Below are 18299 nucleotides of genomic sequence, written 5' to 3' on the forward strand. Positions count from 1 at the left end.
AAGCCATTATGCATCATGGATCCCGTTGCTGAGATAAGGGAAATATGGAAGGAGCAGAGAGACACCATAGATTCACGCTTAAAGGAGTTCAAAAAATTGTGGGAAGATGGCTCGGAGGAGGAAATATTTGCAGAACTAGCCTTTTGCCTTCTAACCCCTCAGTCAAAGGCCACCATTTGCTGGAGAGCCATTGAAAATCTGCGTGACTCTGGAGTTCTGTGGTTTGGAAATGCGGAAAGTATCACAGATTATCTTAAAGGCGTACGTTTCAAATACACAAAGGCCCAGAACATTGTCAGGGCAAGGGACTTCTTCACCATAAATGGGGAACTCAAAATAAGGGAAACACTGTCCCAATTCTCAGATCCACAGGATATGAGAGATTTTTTGGTCAGAAATGTCAGGGGTATGGGCTACAAGGAGGCAAGCCATTTTCTAAGAAATGTGGGGCTCGGAGAGGGTCTCGCCATCCTTGACAGACACATTCTAAAAAACCTGCTCTGGCTGGGAGTGATAGATGAGATTCCAAAGGGGCTGACGAAAAGAAGGTATCTGGAAATAGAGGAGAGGATGAAAGAGTTCTCAAGGGCCATGGGCATACCAATGGCTCATCTAGACCTGGTGCTCTGGTACAGACAGACGGGTTTCGTGTTCAAATGATTAAACCTCCACAGGCAAATTTAACTTCTCCACGAGTTCCTTGTAACGATTTCTTATGGTAACCTCCGTCACGCCGGCAACATCGGCAACTTCCCTCTGGGTTCTGCGCTCTCCCATGAGGATGGCCGCTATGTAAATTGCAGCCGCCGCCACACCAGTTGGACCGCGGCCGGAGATTATATCCCTCTCCCTGGCCATCTTGATAATTTCGTAGGCCTTGGATTTAACCTCACCACTCAACTTCAATTTTGAACAGAAACGATCTATATAGTCCTCAGGTTTTGTGGGATATATGTTGAGTTTCAATGTTCTGCTCATTATCCTGTAAACCCTACCTATCTCCCTCTTCTTTATTCTTGTGACCGTGGATATTTCTTCAAGGGTGCGGGGTATTCCCAGCATCCTGCAGGCAGCGTATATGCTGGCCGCTACCACCCCCTCAATGCTGCGCCCACGGATCATATTCTCCTTAACAGCCTTGCGATATATTACAGCGGCAGTTTCACGCACGTCCTTTGGCAATCCCAAATTGGATGCCATTCTCTCAAGTTCCTGCAATGCCTGGCTCAAATTCCTCTCTGCCGAGTTGCTCACCCGTATCCTCTTCTGCCACTTGCGAAGCCTGTAAAGCTGAGCCCTGCTTCTCGTGGGAATGCTCTTGCCATAGGAATCCTTATTTTTCCACGAAATCTCAGTGCTCAGGCCCTTATCGTGAATCGTGTAGGTCATTGGCGCACCCGTTCTTGACCTGGAATCCCTCTGCTCAGAATCAAAGGCCCTCCACTCTGGCCCCTGATCGATATAGGCCTCATCAATAACGAGTCCACAATCCATACATACCAGTTCCCCACGCTCATAATCCCTAACAAGGTGCGTGGAGCCGCATTCAGGGCACCGAGTTATCTCATCAATCCACTTCTTCTTATCTTTTTCTGCCACCTCTATCACCTCTTATTACAATCTCCCCAACCTTCCTTCCCCATTTTCTTTCAATTTTTACCTTTATGTAAGGTCGCTCAACGGGGCCAAATACCCTAACCACATGGCCCACATACTTACCTGAAGGCGTGTAGACCTTGTACCTACCTCCTCGCAAAGGGGCCCGGGCTATTAGGTAATCGCCCCTAATGCAGACCACATCTCCCTTAATTCTGCTCATAAAAATGAAATGCACATCACACTATTTAAACTTTTCGTAAACATTAAAAATTTTTCTGTGTAAAATTTTTATAGATTTCGCTGCAGAGCCCCGTGGGTTTAGAAAATTTTAATAATACCTTTGAGAATACTGAATGGGTGAGAGGCTGTGGCCCTACAGTTTGGAAATAAGGAATCAAAGGTGTATCGTCGTTCCGAAAAATTGTACGAAAAGGGTTTGAAACTCATAAACAAAGGTGACCCTGAGGGGAAGGAGTATCTGCTCAAGGCCCTTCAAAATATAAGGGAAAATAAGGGATTGGTTAAGTTAAAAAATGATGAGTTCTCAAAACTTCTTGTAAATATAGGGCTCACATTTCAAAAAGCAGGAGATATAAAAAATGCGGCAGATGCATTCAAGATGGCCATAAATATGGATAGGGAGAACGTGGATGCCTACACTAATTATGCAATGATCCGCGCTCTGCAGAAGGACTACAAAAAGGCCATATTTCTCGTGGAAAAAGCCCTTCAGATTGACTTGCAGAACAGGAACGCCTGGGAGACAAAGGCAGAGATCTATCAGTTGAAGGGCGATATAGATGAGGCCCTGGATATATACAAAAAACTCATAAATCTATACCCGGAGGAATTGAAATACTATGAAAAATACCTTGAATACAGGCCCAAGGATATAGAAATTCTCTTCAAGATGGGCGTGCAATTGTACAAAATTCAGAGTTATGCCGAATGTGTAAGGGTTATGAAGGATGTTGTCAACATAAATGCAGAGTACCAGCAGGCGTGGGTTTACCTTGGCGCCGCGTATGCGAAGATGGACAGGATGGTTGATGCAATAAACGCACTCAAAAAGGCGATAAGCATAGATCCAAATGATAAACGCTCCTGGATAAACCTGTCCATACTGCACAAGAAGAGGGGTGAGTACGAGGAGGCCCTAAGGTGCATAAGAGAGGCCATTAAGATAGATCCCAATGATAAGAAATCATGGTACCTCGAATCTTCCATTCTCCACCTTATGGAGAGGGATGCGGAGGCTCTCAAGGCGGTCAACAGGGCCCTCGAGCACGACAAAAGGTATCTGGATGCCCTTGCCCTTAAAAGGGAACTGGCAAAAAAATTGAAGAATCACGCCGATCTGGCAGATGCCTGCGTTGGTCTCCTGGATTTGGGAAATAACGATCTGGACATTATGTATGATCTTGCATACGCGTATTTCAAACTTGATAAACTTGACAGGGCCTTCGAAATCGCGCAAAATATACTGAAGGAATTTCCAAAACATCTTCCAAGTTTGAAATTGCAAAGAGATATTCTTAAGAAGGAGGAGCAGTGGGATCGGGTTATCTCCGTTTGTGAGGAGATTCTGAAAATTGAGCCAAATGATGTTGAATCCCTTGTGAATGAAGCAATTGCATACAGGAATCTGGGAAAACTGGAGAGTTCTCTGAATTTTATAATCAGAGCAACCGAAATTGAGGGGGCAAACATAGAGTTGTGGAAATTGAGGAAGGAGATTGCAAAGGAACTCAACAAGCCCCAGGAGATTATAACCGCATCAACCCAGATCATATCCATGGGTGGAGATTTTGAGACCTACAGGGATCTTGCACGGGCCTACTACACTTCAAGCAGGTACGATGAGGCCAAGAAGACCCTTGAAAAAGGATTGAAGATGAAGGAGGATGATGACGAGGGTTGGAACCTCCTTGGAATGATATACTACAAACTGGGAGATCTTGAGAACGCGAGATACTCATTCAAGAAGGCCACAGAGATCAATCCCAACGAGAAGAAATACTGGAAAAACCTCGCCTGGACAATGGAAAAACTTGATAAATTTGATGAGGCCGTGGAATACTATGATGAGGCGCTTAAACTTGATCCAAATGATATGCGACTTTGGTACGAGCGTGGGCTCTGTTTGAAAAAAATAAAGAGATATGAGGATGCTCTGGAGAGTTTTGATTCGGCCCTGAAGATCAACGAGAATTTCACAAAGGCCATGTTTGAGAAGGGAGATGTTCTTCTACAGATGAAAAGATACGAAGATGCCATTAAAATTTTCAATACCCTTGTGAAGATAGAGCCAACAAACTCAAAATACATATACAAAAGGGCCTATGCAAGATTCAGAAAGAAGGAATATGAGGCAGCATTAAAGGATGTGAATCTTGCCCTCAACTATGAGAGAAGGGAGCGGTACATGGAGTTGAAGAAGGATATTTGCAAAGCACAGAAGGACTTTGATTGCGTGATTGAAACTGCCAAGGAAATTATAACAATGAACAAGAAAAACCTCGCCGCCTGGAGAGACCTTGCCTACGCGTACGATCATGTGGGGAAAATAGACAGTGCAATTGCCACCTACCGGGAGGCCCTGGAAATATACCCCGATAATGAGGTTCTCCTCTACGAGTTGAAGGATCTGCTAATGAAGCATGAGAGATATGCTGATGCCGTTGAAATATGTAAAAACATACTAAGCGTATCACCTGAAGATTACAAAAACCTTATGGACCTGGGCAAGGCGCTTATAAATCTCAAAAAGTATGAAGATGCGAAGGAGTACCTTCTTCGTTCTGCACAATTAAACAAGAATTCTAGAGTTCTGGAGCTTCTTGGCGATGCAAATTATAATTTGAAAAAATACGATGAGGCCATAGAAAACTACATTGAGGCCATAAATCTTGAGGAGAGGCCAGAATTGTACCATAAATTGGCAAAGGCGTACTATAGAAATGGAGACATTGATGAGGCCATAAACTCCATACAGAAGGCGATCCAGCTGGGTAAAGAGGCAAGGTTCTATCTTCTGGCATCCCGTATCTATCTGGGAATTGATAACCTTGACATGGCCTATGAGCATGCCAAGAAGGCCTTTGAGATTGAGGACAGTGAAGACACAAGAATTAACCTTGCAAACATTCTGCTGGAGATGGAGAAGTACGATGAAATAATCAAACTTTTAAAACCACTGGCCAAGGAAAACAACATAAATGCCCTGCGGGTTTTGGGAAGGGCCCTAGAGGCAGATGGTCGATTTGAGGATGCCCTGAAGACCTATCAGAGGGTTGTTAATATTGACAAGAGGGACAAAAACTCCTGGCTCGGTATAGCGAGATGCTCCCTTGCCCTAAAGGATTATGAAAATGCAATAAAGGCCTACGAGCGCGCCCATCTCCTCGATCCAAAGGACCCAGAAACCTACAAGTCCCTGGCATTCGCGTACCAGAGTGCGGGTGATTACAAAAAGGCCCTTGAGTACCTGAATAAGGGCATTGAGATAGCCCCTGACGATGCCCATATGTGGACCTCAAGGGGATTTGTTCTCATAAAAATGGATGATCTTGAGAGAGCCTTAAAATCCTTTGAAAAGGCTCTTGAGATAAATCCCGAGTTGAGCTCAGCACAGGAGGGTAAAATGGAGTGTGAGAGAATAATAGAGAACAGAGAACTTGAAAAATACGCTAGAAAAATTCTGCTTCACGAATATAGAACGGGAAAGAGGGTTACAAAGAAGGAGGCTTTCAAGGATCTAAACGTTCCACTTGCCATGGTATCCAAGGTGTTTGACTACATAAAATTGGAGGAGCCTCTGAACATCGATAAACTCACAGAGAAGGAGATGGAAGACTTAGAGAGAAAAACCTATACACTGGCAAAAAAATTGAAAAGAATAAAGGATCTGACCCTTGCCGAAATTGTGGCAAATACAAATATGGATGTGAAATCCTCCAAGAGGCTGTTAAGGTACATAGAGCAATGCTTCAAGAAGGACCTGAATCGCAAACCCACGAAGGAAGATGAGATTCTGCTGCGCAAGGTTTTGGATATGGATCTTAAAAACAAATCAGTATTGAACCTAATGATAAACCTAGAAATCGGCCTATGCCGCGCCAAATTCCTGCGTAATTTACTCCTAGAACTGGAGGAGGATACGGAAACTCCAGTGGATGAACATCCGGATAGGGAGGAAAAAGAGCCCGTGGAAAAAGTGGAGAGAATCGAGGAGGATGGGGAGGAATTTCTATGACCTATTATTACTCAAAACCCAAATTCAAAATCTATCCTGACGAGTTTAGGGATATTCTCCTTGCCCTGGGCATCTTAACCCTATCCTTCTGGATTTTGATGTCTAGGGGGGCTTTCCTTAATGGAAACTATGGCGTGTTGTTTTTAACCTTAATAACCGCTTTCCTTTCTGTGCTCATTGCTTTCTTTCTCCATGAGATGGCACATAAATACGTGGCCATAAAATATGGCTATCCGGCAGCATTCAAAGCTTGGAAAACGGGGCTTCTAATAGCTTTTTTCAGCAGTTTCATAGGATTTCTCTTTGCCGCTCCAGGAGCCGTTTACATATATGGATTCCCCTCTGTGAAAGAGAACGGAAAAATTTCCGCTGCAGGTCCAGCAACAAATTTAATTGCAGGTTTCTCCCTATTTGCTGGAGCCCTATTGATTCAAAATTCCCTTATAACACAAATTCTGCTCCAAATAGCGTACCTGAATTTCTTTCTCGCATTCTTCAACCTTCTGCCCATAGGACCCATGGATGGACTAAAAATATTGAGATGGAATGTTCCCGTGTACGTGTTTCTCTTCGTACTCTCCATTGCAGGAATTGGCTTCTTTTATCTTCCCTTCTTCATCCACTGAGAGAGACCCCATGATTTCCTCTGGAGATCATTTTACCAATTTTGGCTTTCTTATTTCGGCAGGCACCATTCTTCCCCGTATATTCACCTGCACCTCTGTGCCCACCTTTATGTAGGGTCTCCTCACATAGCCCAGACCAATACCCACATTCAGAATGGGGGACATGGTTCCACTTGTTAGGTATCCTATCTTCTCACCATCCTTGTAGATCTCATAACCATGCCTGGGGATTCCCTTCCCCCTTAGTAATATGCCCCGGAACAGGTCGTATTTTTTCTCTTCATTCATCTTGACTAATCTCTCCTTGCCCATGAAGTCGTGATCCCAATCTATGATCCATGATATTCCCGCTTCCAGGGGAGTTCTGGGCTCGTGGAGTGGATGGAAATCCTGGCCACTCAGCAGAAATCCCTTTTCCATGCGAAGAGTGTCCCTTGCACCAAGCCCACAGGGCTTAATGCCATACTCCTCACCAGCATCAAGTATCTTGTACCATACTTCCTCGGCATTCTCATTCGGTACCACAATTTCAAAACCATCCTCCCCCGTGTAGCCGGTTCTTGATATGAACGCCTTTTTTCCGGCCAACTCGTTATCCTTGATATTCACACCCTTCAAATCTATATAGGCAGCCTCGAAGAACCCTATACTGCTCAGATCGTAATCCGTTAATTTCTGTAAAGTATTCTGGGCGTTCCTACCCTGTACAGCCATACATGAAAGCTCTTGGGTGAAATTCTTTATCTCAACATCATACCCTCCGGCCATGGAGTACATGAAATGATATATCTGCTCTGCAGTGGCTGCATTTGGCACGAGGAGATACCTATCATTGCCAAGTTTTGTAACTATGGTATCATCTATCAGTACACCCCGGTGATTCATAAAGGCCGTGTATGTGGCCTTCATAACCTTAACCTTTGAGAAATCTGTTGGAAGTATGTAACTCAGAAACTCTGTGGCATCTGGCCCTTCAACAAGGATATCTCCCATATGTGAAACATCGAAAATTCCAACACTTTCGCGTACGGCTCTATGCTCCTCTATAATGCTTGTGTACCAAAGGGGCATGTGATATCCCCCAAACACTGTCATTTTCGCACCCATCTTTACGTGCACATCATGCAAGGCTGTGTATTTCATCATAATCACCGGGGGGATAAAGGTTTGATAAGAATTAAAACTTATCCTCCAGTGGAAATGATGGGGGGTCTCAGAGTTCAAAGAAAAGTTTGTAGATTCGATAATCCTCCGTGAGTTCAGGATGGAAAATCAGAGAAATGAAGCGATCCTGCCTGGCCATGGCTATTTTATCCCCTATCTTTGCAAGTATCTCACAATCCCCCCAGCAACGCTCGATAACGGGAGCGCGAATGAACACTGCGTGATAGGAGCCCAGACCCTTAATTTCAAGATCCGTTTCAAAACTTTCCCTCTGCCTGCCGAAGAAATTCCTTCTAACGGCAATATCCATAAGAGCAAGGGTTTTAACACGGGAATCATCAATAACCTCCCTGGCCATAAGAATAGATCCGGCGCAGGTGCCTATGACGGCCAGATCCTCTTTTTCCGTCTTTTTCTTTATCTCATCGTATATTCCACTTCGAATCATAAGCCTTGAAATTGTGGTGCTCTCCCCCCCAGGTATGATGAGATAATCCAGACCTGAGATTTGCTCCCTTTTTCTCACATAATCCACTTCACCCTTCATATCCAAATAATCAAGTGCCCTCTTAACACCTTCAACATGCTCGCTGACATCTCCCTGAATTGCAAGCACACCGATACGCATAGTGAAGCATGGGAATGGTGTATAAAAAATTTGCAATAATCGTTCTGAAATTCAGAATAACTGCACCTGTTATATTTGGTGATGTATATGGGTAATTGGTGATGGGTATGGAAGAAATGGTTGAGGCCCTTGAAAGGATAGAGAGGAAATTGATAGCAAGTTCCTATGTTTACGGAGCATTGAATTACGCATCTTGGACAATAATGCTCGGAATATATCTCGCTTTGGAGACCATAATATATTCCTGCTGCCCAACGACAGGATATTTTGGGTACATTATAGGCGTATTCTGGGCACTGGCCATTGTGTTCATATTTTACATAAACACGATAGTTTGGAAGAAGATGAAACATCTGAGGGAAAATCATAGGAAAGGGATGTGGAGCGTTATGCTCATAGGATGGGTTATTGGCGGAGTAATATGGACCATTATACCTATTCTCTGGAATCCAAGGTCTTACATACTCGGATTTCTGATATTCATAATCTGTGGAAACATGGGCATATCAATAGCAATAAGGGATTATCGCCCCCTAATGCCCGTGTTCACATCCGCTCTGGCCGCTCCCCTGTTATTCTGGGTAAATGCAGGTTCAGGATACTTGGGCTGGTCTCTGGCGGCAGGATTCGTTCTGGTTGGATATGCCCTCTCCACTCTTCTTTATCTCTTTGGCGCTTTCACTCTGGTGGGTGAACAGTGATGCTGAGGGATATTGCAAAGAATTCAGTGGTGGGAAATCCCATAAGATTATCAATTCTCATTTATCTTTTGCCCCGCAGAAGAGCGCTTTTTAAGGAACTCCTGAATGCTATTGGGACAACTCCCGGCAATCTGGACTCTCATCTCAAAACCCTTGAGAAGAACGGACTGATCATAATGAGGAAGGTCATTGTGGATAGACCCAGAACAGCCGTATGGATAACGGATAAAGGTGTGAAGGAGACGAGGGAATACATAAGATTGCTGAGGGAGCATCTGGAGGGAAATGTTAAATATTAAAAAGCCGTTAAATACCTGTGGGAAGCGAAGAGGACAAGATGGTCCGCGTGCCCAAGGATATGTATATGGCCATTCATGAGATAATAAAGAAGTATCCGCATTATGGATGGAAGGGCCCATCCGAATTTGTGAGAGATGCCATAAGGAGGTACGTGAAGGAGATAAGAGAGCGTGAAATTATAATGAGAAGGGCCATGGGCACGATGCCCACGAGGATCGAATCGATTCTTTCCAATTTTATGGATGAGGATGATGCGAGGCAACTTGCAGATGAAATAGAAAAACTTGAAACTGAGGATCCTGAGGAGTATGTGGAAAAGGTGGTTGATATTCTAAAATCCCGTCTGGGCTATACTTTGGCAGAACTTCTTGCTCAAACTCTGCTGGAGGGAGGGGAGGATGAGGATTAGCACAGGTATTGAAGAGCTTGACAGACTCATGGGCGGGGGTTTTATTGATGGGAGTTTCAATCTCGTTGTGGGCTCTCAGGGGGCTGGAAAGACGCTCTTTGCTGTGAACTACCTCCTGCATCATGCACAGGAGAGGGATGTACTCTACGTATCCCTGGAGGAATCCTGGAAGAACATTGTGAGTAACATGCCAAGAGGGATGAGGCACAGGTACGCAAATGTGCGGGAAAATGTGCACTATCTCGATTTCAGTGCCGTAAGGCCCGTGCTTGGTAAGAGGGCCCTTGATGTGAAGCTCCTTGGGGAGGTCATAACCACAAGCATGAACGTTCATAATGCAAAAATTGTGGCCTTAGACGGGATATCGCCCCTGCTTCCATACTATGGAGGCGTGGAGGAACTCCGTGCTGCCATTTTTGAGTTATCTCAGAGGATAAGGAGGCTCGGAGGCACAATGCTTTTTACTGCAGAGAGGAACATATCTGACACGGGCAGTGTGGAGGAGTATGTTGCAGACAGTGTTATCCTGCTTCGCTACGATGGAACAAAAAGAAGGGTTCAGATAATGAAGGTTCGCGGTAGCAATTTCGTGCATGGCCTTCATGGATTTGATATCGCGGAAACGGGGTTGAGAGTTTATCCGAATTTTTTGCCCAGGGAGAGGCAGGTAAAGTTACGGAAGATAAACTTTGGAATAAGGGGTATGGAGAATATTCTTGGAGAGGTCTATTCAGGAAGTGTAATTCTCGTAACAGGTCCTCCAGGAACAGGAAAAACTGTTATGGCGTATCAATTTCTAAGCGAATCGGCCAGGGAGAAGGGTAAATGCGTGTTTGTATCGTTCAAGGACACTGAAAGCATGATATTGAAGCATGCTAGAGAATTCGGATTTGACCTCTCACAATGCAGTATTTTGGAGAAGAACCCGGTTAACGTGGATGCCTACAAGTTTATGTGGGAAATTTACCGGCAATCAAAATCAGCAACGAGGGTGGTGATAGATGGAATAAACAATGTGGGGGAAAGTGAAGAATCCCAGAAAATAGAGCACGAGATTGTGAAAAACTTCAAGACCAGAGGCATAACCACGCTGGTCACATATACAACTCCACGCATAATATCCTCCTACAATCTCGGTACATCCAAGGTTTTGTACCTCTCTGATATAATAATTGATCTGCGCTATGCGGAGATAGGCTCAGAGTTGAGAAAATTCATGGTGGTGGTTAAGAGTATGGGGATGAATTACGAGAAGGGCATAATTGAGTACGACATCGGACCTAAGGGCATAAAGATTCTGGGCAAGGCGGAATTTATGGAGGGGGTCATAAGCGGAATTCCGAGACATCTTGAGATGAAGAAGCGTGTTGAGAAGTTTTTCAAGTAAGTTTATACGCTAATTTTTAATATTTATCCGCAATCCTATGCCCATGCTCAGAACACACACACTCAAGGAAGCATCTCAACTTGATGGCGAGGAGGTCAAGGTCTGTGGGTGGATTCACGATATACGCGTGCTTGGGCGCATAGCATTTATAATACTTCGTGATAGAAGCGGGTTCGCCCAGCTCACCTTGATCCGTGGGATCGTAGGAAAGGAGAAATTTAAGGAGTACACAAAACTCACAAGAGAAACGGTCATATGTGCCCGTGGAAAGGTGCAGCGCACTGAACAGGCAAAACTGGGTTTTGAAATCTTGCCCGAGGAGATTGAAGTTTTGAGCGTTGCAGAAACACCACTCCCCCTCGGTGTTGCCGATAAGGTGTCCGCAGATATGGAAACCAGAATAGAAAATAGATTTCTGGACCTGCGAAAGCCGGAGGTTCTCTCTGTATTCAAGGTTAGAAGTGCAATTCTTCAGGGAATACGTGATACCCTCATATCCAAGAATTTTCTGGAGGTGCACACTCCAAAGATTGTGGCCACGGCCACAGAGGGGGGCACGGAACTCTTTCCCGTGCGATATTTTGAGAAGGATGCGTACCTTAACCAGAGTCCTCAGCTTTACAAACAGATTTTGATGGCTGCGGGATTTGACCACGTTTTTGAAATTGCTCCAGCGTTCAGGGCCGAGGAGCACAACACAACGAGGCATCTTAATGAGTTCATATCCATAGATGCAGAGATGAGTTTTGCAAACCATGAGGATGCTATGAGGGTGCTGGAAGAGAGCGTTGCAAATGGAATAAGGTACGCCATTGAGAGGGAGAGAGAGGCTCTGGAGCTCCTTGGTATGGAATGGAGGGTGCCAGAGTTGCCCTTCAAGAGGATAACCTACGAGGAGGCATTAAGCATAATAAACAGAAATATGGAGATGGAATGGGGCGAGGACTTCTCCACTGAGGCGCTTAAGGTTCTCGGAGAGGAAATAAAAGATTTTTACTTCATAACCCGCTGGCCCCTTGAGATTAAACCCTTCTATGTGATGCCCCAGGATGAAAAATATTCACTTGCCTTTGATTTGATGTACCGTGAGAAGGAGTTAAGTTCAGGGGCGCAGAGAAATCATAGATACGACTCCCTCGTGGAAATTATGAAGCGCAAGGGACTCAACCCGGAAAACTTTGACTTCTACCTTAAGGCATTTCGTTATGGCATGCCTCCCCATGCGGGCTGGGGGCTTGGACTGGAGCGATTGGTGATGATAGTAACGGGAGTTAAAAACATAAGGGAATGTGTGATATTTCCCAGAGATCGCACCAGGCTCGTGCCATGATTTTTCCATTTTCCCACTCTAATCTTTTATATTTTTAAAAACACGGAGATTTTTATCGTAATTCTTTAGATTATCCAGGAAGAGAGTATACAATTCAGCAAGAGGAGCATACAGATGAAGATCCGCAAGTGGAAGGAGCTCACCGGGCTTCTGGAAGGCGAAAGGAATAAATAAGAAGGAGGTGATGAATATATGGGATGGAAAAGTTTGAAATGGAAAATAACCACTATATTCGGGATATTTGGGGCTATACTGGTGATATAGGCGGTTGGTTTGGGGCAATATATAGCGTCGGCTCTGACGGCCTCATTCACAGAAAAAATGTGGATATGGTGGGCGACGGGTGGAGTGATTTTGACATTCCTGATGATAGTGAATTATGCTATATACAAGAGAGGAGAGAGAAAAAGAAGGAGGGTAGCCTCATGAAAAAAGGAGAAGTTATACTGATTTTGGTTCACTTAATCGGAATAGCTTTTTTCTTTGGAATGGCAGCATATACTTGGATGCTAGCACATCCATAGATGCCATATGAGAGCCATCATCTACGCCAGGGTGAGTACGGAAGAGCAGAAGAGAAAAGGATACATACAGCATAGAGGCACAGATAGAGGCGTGCAGGAAATATGCCCTTTTCAATCCCAGCATGGTCTGATTCTAACAAATTGGCAAAAAAAGAAGGATACAGAGTTTCTATTAATTAATTTCAATCCCAGCATGGTCTGATTCTAACCAAGGAATATAATGTAAGGATTATATTTTAAATTTCTGCCGTAGAACAGGATTATATTGCAGTATGTATTAAAACACCCAGATCGGATTTTGTAACAGATCCTCGGTAATGGGTTCCATTTATAAAGATTCGTTGCAAAAGTGAAGCGCCCCGGCCGGGATTTGAACCCGGGTCGCGGGCTATTTGCAGCCCTTTGGGAGTAAAGCACCTTTTCCAAAGGGGCTTCGACAGGCCCGCATGATGGGCCGCTACACTACCGGGGCAGCAAGGGGCAAAATGAAAAAGAATATATATACTTTTTCAATACATGCGGGATAGAGATGAAATACAAATCAATGTTTATTACCCTTGTTGGCGTTGCAATTATGTTTACTACAATATTTTACGGGTTAACTTTGTGTCAGCCCAACGGGACGGATTATAATTATTTAAAACTCAAAGTATCCTCAACCTCTGGAAGGGTATATGGTGTGGATGTCTCCCACTGGCAGGGAGACGTTGATTGGCAGGAAGTTTACAACGATGGATACCGCTTTGCATTTGTGAAGGCCACGCAGGGCACGAGTTATGTGGATAGCGAGTTTACCACGAATATGGAAAATGGCCATGCAGCGGGGTTATATATGGGAGCCTATCATTTTGCAGAGCCCAACACGCCCATAGAAAGCGAGGCGGATCAGGAGGCGGATCATTTTGTAAATACAATTTCTCCATATCTTAAGGATGGATATCTTGTGCCTGTTCTTGATTTGGAAGACAATAGCAATGATTTGACATGGTCCCAGCTTACGGATTGGGCCAACGCCTTCTGTAGCCGGGTTTACAACGAGACCGGAATAAGGCCTCTTGTATATACAAGTTCTTCATGGGCAGAGAATCTGGGGCAATCTATAACCCAGTGGGACCTGTGGATTGCAGAATACACGGGAGATTCCAGTGAAGAGCCCAATACGGGAGTATGGCCATCCTGGAGTTTCTGGCAGTATACAGATAGTGGGAGTGTGAGTGGAATATCTGGAAATGTGGATGAAGATGTTTTCAATGGAAATTTGGAAACTCTTGAGGATGAATACGTTATCCACAAAGTCTCACCACAACCTCTTTATGACCATCAGGCGGCCTATGGTTATGCCTATAAGTGGTGGTCATCTTCAAACCCGCATTATGCATCCTATTCAAATTCAAGTGATGAAAGTGCCAATTTTGTATCTCAGGCCCTCATTGCAGGAGGTCTGTCTCTCTGGAGGGGTGATGACGGTTCTGGAGGCGGATTGGATTCCAGCAGTTATGGGGCACTTCCGTCATGTGAAGCACTTCACAACAATCTAATTGAGTATCAGGATGTGGATTATACCTATGTAACATCTCAAAATTTCTCAGTGCCAGGGGATCTGGAGGTTGGAGATGTTATTATTTTTGGAAATGAGAGCGGGGATCACTGGAGCCATGCGGCAATTGTGGTTTACAGAAGCGGAAATGATGTTGGAATAGCCATGCATGATCCTAATGTCTGGAACGCCTCTTTATCTTCGTACTTTCCATCAACCTACAGCAGAATTAATTATTATCACATAGAAGACGGGGCGAAGAGGGTAATACAGCCCTTCAAGGTCACCGCGTATGCTTTAAATGTTCGAGTGGGTCCAGGCACATCTTATCAGATTTTAGGTACGATTAAGGAAGGTCAGGTGTATGTGGCCTATAATTATTATGTGGACTCGAGCGGGCGCCGGTGGTGGGAATTTTTCTATGATGACAGGGTGGGATGGTGTGCATCTTGGTACACTGAAAATGTATCCTACGGCGTTTTTAGGGTGAATGTTGCTACCTACCTGCATGTGCGAGGAGGACCAGGAACGGGCTATGAGATTTTGGGGGAAGTTTACGATGGAATGCTATTTGCAAGGATCGGCCAGGATTACAACGGGACTGAGGGAATAACATGGTACGAGTTCTGGTGGTCTTCCACACAATCTTGGTGTGCATCTCAGTACACGGAACAGATATCTACCCAGGTTCCCGAATTTTCCGCATTTCCTCTTGTATTGATATTTTTGATCTTACTCTTTTTCAGGAGAAAATGTAGGTAGACGCAATATTTTTATAATCTCCCCTAATTTCCACTTGAGGGCCGGTAGATCAGACCGGAAGATCGCCACATTCGCAATGTGGAGGCCGCGGGTTCAAATCCCGCCCGGTCCATTCCGCTTCGCTCCATGGACACGGGCTTACTCGCATCAGATATGCTCGTCCCGCCCGATCCACTAAGCCCCTTTAAAAAAGGTGCTTTACCCCCAAAGAATTTGTATTTTTCCCATTTATAAATTAATTCCTTGTGAGTTATATTATGGGGAGAATCCCAAACCTATATATCCCACACTTCCATGCCCCATTATGATATCGCCAAAGGAAGTTCATAAGGTTTTAGGAGAGAGAATTCTCACCGACGGTCTAGACATGGTTCTGGACATTGACAAGAGCCACGGGATGTGGCTTTACGATGCGAGACACAGCAAATATTACCTGGATTTCTTCGGGTTTTTCGCAACCAGCGCGCTGGGGATGAACCATCCCGGAATGTTCGATCCCGAGTTCCTGAAAAAACTGCAGAGAACTGCAATAAACAAGATAACAAATAGTGATATTTACACCGTGGAATATGCGGAATTCGTTGACACCCTTTCCAAGTATGCCACGCCCCCCTATTTCAGATACTTCTTCTTCGTCTCTGGCGGTGCCCTTGCCGTTGAGAATGCCCTGAAGGTTGCCTTTGATTGGAGGGTTAGGAAGAATATCGCAAATGGAAAGGAGGACAATACACAGCGTTTGAAGGTTATACATCTCAAGGAGGCTTTCCATGGCAGAAGCGGATACACTCTCGCACTTACAAACACCTTTGACCCAAACAAGACCAAGTACTTCCCAAAATTTGAGTGGCCCAAGGTAACGAATCCTAAGATAACCTTCCCTCTGGAAGGGGAGAACTTAGAGAAGGTGAAGGAGCTGGAGAAGAAGAGCCTGGAGGAGATAAAGGAGGCCATTGACAAATATCAGGAGGATATTGCAGCCTTCATAATTGAGCCCATTCAAGGAGAGGGGGGTGACAATCACTTCAGAAAGGAGTATTTCAAGGCCGTTGAGAATATTCTCAAGGAGAACGACATAATGTTCATAGTTGACGAGGTACAAACTGGCGTTGGCGCCACGGGCAAATGGTGGGCCCACGAGCATTTTGATGTTCAGCCAGACATAATGGCATTCGGTAAGAAGATGAAGGTCTGCGGAATTATGGTGGGCCAAAAGGTCGATGAGATAGAGGATAACGTTTTCCACGTGCCCAGCAGAATAAACTCCACCTGGGGCGGAAACATAGTGGATATGGTGAAGGCCAAGAGGATAATAGAGATCATCCATGATGATGGACTTGTGGATAACGCAGCAAGGATGGGTGAAAAGATGCTCAAGATGCTCCACGAACTCCAAGAGAAGTACCCGGATAAGGTGAGCAATGTGCGTGGCCGTGGAATATTCGATGCCTTTGATCTCGCCACCACAGAGATGCGCGATAAATTCTTCAGCGATGCATACAGGAATGGCCTGCTCGTTCTCAAGAGCGGAGCACGCGGAATAAGGTTCCGCCCACCGTTGATAATTACAGAGGATGAAATTAACATAGCCCACGACATAATGGACCGCACTCTGCGGTTCCTTTGAATTATCTTTCCAAATTTTCCACCACACTTCCATATTTTTTTAGGTATCTTGAGAGAATTATTGGAGAGATTATCGTTGTTACTATGCTGACCAGAGCAAGAAGCGAGAATATGTTGTGATTTATTATTCCCAATTCAAGTCCATAGGTGGCTATTATTAGTTCCATAAGGCCCCGGGAATTGAGGGCAATGCCAATACCCAGAGCACTTTTATGTGGTATATTCGACAATCTGGCCCCCGTGTATGCACCAAGAGTTTTGCTGCCAACAGCCACCAAGATAAATAGCACACTCATAACGATAAAATATACCCAATTTGTACCCGATAGAATGTAAAAATTCATCCCGGTGTATACAAAGAATATTGGGGCAAAAAATCCAAATGTAACCGCGGAGAACGTAATTTTAACCTTTCTGTATACCCTCTCACCCACAACATGCTCTCCAATAAGCACACCGCCGTAAAATGCTCCAAGAATGAATGATATGCCGAGGGCCTCAGCAGCAATGGCCAGAGCCATTCCAAAAAGCACGATGACCGCAAACTCCGCCTCCCTACTTCTGAACTTGCGAATGTAGTGCTGCACATACCTTGCCAAAAACCCATATCTCCACTGGAAAATCTTGGATATGAGCCATATAAATGCAAGGAACAAGATTATTTTTAACACAATTTCAACGATATTCAAAGCGTTCAGATTATGGGTGCCAAGTGAAAACACGAGTCCAAGGAGAAACATGCTGAAAAGATCATCGTATATTGCCGAGGTTATCACTGTCCTTCCAAACCTGGTGTTTGTCTTTTTCAAGTCGCCCAAAACCCTCAAGGCCACGGGAAGTGCCGTTAGTGAAAAGGCCGCACCTATGAATATGCCAACCTCAAGAGAGTAATTTAGTAGTAGAGCCATTATAATTCCAGAAAAGAATGCAATGTTGTTACCCATAAAAGAGATGGGCAATGCTTTGTTTGTGGACTTTTTTATGTGGGTTATGGAGAATTCCAGCCCGGATGTAAACACCAAGAAAAACAGACCGATGTCAACGAGAATTCTAAATTCCCCAATATCTGGAGATGTCCAATTCAAAACCATTGGCCCGAGGATTATTCCAACAAGCACCTCTCCAATAACCGCAGGAATAGTTATCCTCTCAAACAACTCACCCACTATCCTTGAAAATGCCAGGATTACAAGTATAATAAGTATAAACTCCAGCCCCATAAATGCATATCAATCACATCAAATAATAACATTTCGGGTCGCACGAAATCCAATGATTGTTTCTTTTCCAATTACATAGTTGCCTTGACCGTGGAAAACATAACCTCTCATTCTTTCCAGGTAAAACCGCTTTCTTTTTAGAAAAGGAGTTCAGTGATTTGGTTTGGGGGTAAAAGAGCATCAATGATGTGAACAAGCCTCGCTCTGCGAGGCGCAGGCACCTTTTTTAAAGGG

Annotated in this window: 17 protein-coding genes and 2 tRNA genes; 13 read left to right on the top strand and 6 right to left on the bottom strand. The window is 44.5% G+C overall.

Going from position 1 to position 18299, the window contains the following annotated elements; genetic code table 11:
• Positions 1-15: 15 nt before the first annotated feature.
• The gene (locus AC0S1O_RS02185) at positions 16-660 is read left to right on the top strand and encodes an N-glycosylase/DNA lyase (RefSeq protein ID WP_475394131.1); all 645 of its coding nucleotides are present in this window, start codon (positions 16-18) and stop codon (positions 658-660) included.
• Here AC0S1O_RS02185 and AC0S1O_RS02190 read toward each other — a convergent pair whose 3' ends face one another.
• A complete protein-coding gene (locus AC0S1O_RS02190; RefSeq protein ID WP_475394132.1) occupies positions 661-1599 on the bottom strand; it encodes a transcription initiation factor IIB in 939 nt (312 codons plus the stop codon).
• On the bottom strand, positions 1583-1819 hold the full coding sequence (locus AC0S1O_RS02195; RefSeq protein ID WP_475394133.1) for an H/ACA ribonucleoprotein complex subunit GAR1/NAF1: 237 nt from the start codon (positions 1817-1819) through the stop codon (positions 1583-1585). Before AC0S1O_RS02195 ends, AC0S1O_RS02190 begins: the two co-directional genes overlap by 17 nt.
• A gap of 147 nt (positions 1820-1966) precedes the next feature.
• Here AC0S1O_RS02195 and AC0S1O_RS02200 point away from each other — a divergent pair, with 147 nt between their 5' ends.
• Positions 1967-5854 carry a tetratricopeptide repeat protein gene (locus tag AC0S1O_RS02200; protein WP_475394134.1) on the top strand — a complete coding sequence of 1296 codons (3888 nt, stop codon included), beginning with the start codon at positions 1967-1969 and terminating at the stop codon, positions 5852-5854.
• A complete protein-coding gene (locus AC0S1O_RS02205; protein ID WP_475394135.1) occupies positions 5851-6480 on the top strand; it encodes a zinc metalloprotease in 630 nt (209 codons plus the stop codon). Before AC0S1O_RS02200 ends, AC0S1O_RS02205 begins: the two co-directional genes overlap by 4 nt.
• Positions 6481-6507: 27 nt before the next feature.
• On the opposite strand, the gene gcvT is transcribed toward AC0S1O_RS02205, so the two are convergent.
• Both gcvT and pdxT read right to left on the bottom strand, forming a co-directional pair.
• Positions 6508-7623: a glycine cleavage system aminomethyltransferase GcvT gene (gcvT, locus tag AC0S1O_RS02210; RefSeq protein ID WP_475394136.1), complete on the bottom strand. Its 1116-nt coding sequence runs from the start codon at positions 7621-7623 to the stop codon at positions 6508-6510.
• A 70-nt stretch (positions 7624-7693) separates the two neighbouring features.
• Positions 7694-8272, bottom strand: coding sequence for a pyridoxal 5'-phosphate synthase glutaminase subunit PdxT (gene pdxT, locus AC0S1O_RS02215; protein WP_475394137.1), 579 nt, complete (start codon positions 8270-8272; stop codon positions 7694-7696).
• A gap of 101 nt (positions 8273-8373) precedes the next feature.
• Between pdxT and AC0S1O_RS02220 the strand changes: the two genes are divergently transcribed.
• The 7 genes from AC0S1O_RS02220 (at position 8374) to AC0S1O_RS02250 (ending at position 13125) form a co-directional block, all read left to right on the top strand.
• Positions 8374-8973 (top strand): hypothetical protein, encoded by a 600-nt coding sequence (locus AC0S1O_RS02220; RefSeq protein WP_475394138.1) that lies wholly within the window; start codon positions 8374-8376, stop codon positions 8971-8973.
• A complete protein-coding gene (locus AC0S1O_RS02225) occupies positions 8973-9272 on the top strand; it encodes a transcriptional regulator (RefSeq protein ID WP_475394139.1) in 300 nt (99 codons plus the stop codon). Before AC0S1O_RS02220 ends, AC0S1O_RS02225 begins: the two co-directional genes overlap by 1 nt.
• Positions 9273-9289: 17 nt before the next feature.
• Complete coding sequence (locus tag AC0S1O_RS02230) at positions 9290-9682, top strand: ribbon-helix-helix domain-containing protein (protein ID WP_475394140.1); 393 nt, start codon at positions 9290-9292, stop codon at positions 9680-9682.
• Positions 9672-11069: an ATPase domain-containing protein gene (locus tag AC0S1O_RS02235; RefSeq protein WP_475394141.1), complete on the top strand. Its 1398-nt coding sequence runs from the start codon at positions 9672-9674 to the stop codon at positions 11067-11069. The genes AC0S1O_RS02230 and AC0S1O_RS02235 overlap by 11 nt, the downstream gene beginning before the upstream one ends.
• A gap of 43 nt (positions 11070-11112) precedes the next feature.
• Positions 11113-12399 (top strand): aspartate--tRNA(Asn) ligase, encoded by a 1287-nt coding sequence (gene aspS / locus AC0S1O_RS02240; RefSeq protein WP_475394142.1) that lies wholly within the window; start codon positions 11113-11115, stop codon positions 12397-12399.
• Between the two features lie 197 nt (positions 12400-12596).
• A complete protein-coding gene (locus tag AC0S1O_RS02245; RefSeq protein ID WP_475394143.1) occupies positions 12597-12923 on the top strand; it encodes a hypothetical protein in 327 nt (108 codons plus the stop codon).
• 7 nt (positions 12924-12930) lie between these two features.
• Positions 12931-13125: a hypothetical protein gene (locus AC0S1O_RS02250; RefSeq protein WP_475394144.1), complete on the top strand. Its 195-nt coding sequence runs from the start codon at positions 12931-12933 to the stop codon at positions 13123-13125.
• A 153-nt stretch (positions 13126-13278) separates the two neighbouring features.
• Here the strand turns inward: AC0S1O_RS02250 and AC0S1O_RS02255 are convergent.
• Positions 13279-13395 (bottom strand) — tRNA-Asp (locus AC0S1O_RS02255).
• A 57-nt stretch (positions 13396-13452) separates the two neighbouring features.
• Between AC0S1O_RS02255 and AC0S1O_RS02260 the strand changes: the two genes are divergently transcribed.
• From AC0S1O_RS02260 to lat, 3 genes are all read left to right on the top strand, one after another.
• Positions 13453-15222, top strand: coding sequence for a GH25 family lysozyme (locus tag AC0S1O_RS02260; RefSeq protein ID WP_475394145.1), 1770 nt, complete (start codon positions 13453-13455; stop codon positions 15220-15222).
• Between the two features lie 38 nt (positions 15223-15260).
• Positions 15261-15334 (top strand) — tRNA-Ala (locus AC0S1O_RS02265).
• 192 nt (positions 15335-15526) lie between these two features.
• Positions 15527-16846 (top strand): L-lysine 6-transaminase, encoded by a 1320-nt coding sequence (gene lat / locus AC0S1O_RS02270; protein WP_475394146.1) that lies wholly within the window; start codon positions 15527-15529, stop codon positions 16844-16846.
• A gap of 1 nt (position 16847) precedes the next feature.
• Here the strand turns inward: lat and AC0S1O_RS02275 are convergent, their stop codons facing one another.
• The gene (locus AC0S1O_RS02275; protein ID WP_475394147.1) at positions 16848-18065 is read right to left on the bottom strand and encodes a cation:proton antiporter; all 1218 of its coding nucleotides are present in this window, start codon (positions 18063-18065) and stop codon (positions 16848-16850) included.
• Positions 18066-18299: the final 234 nt, after the last annotated feature.

Source organism: Candidatus Aciduliprofundum sp. HYA1, from assembly GCF_056175085.1.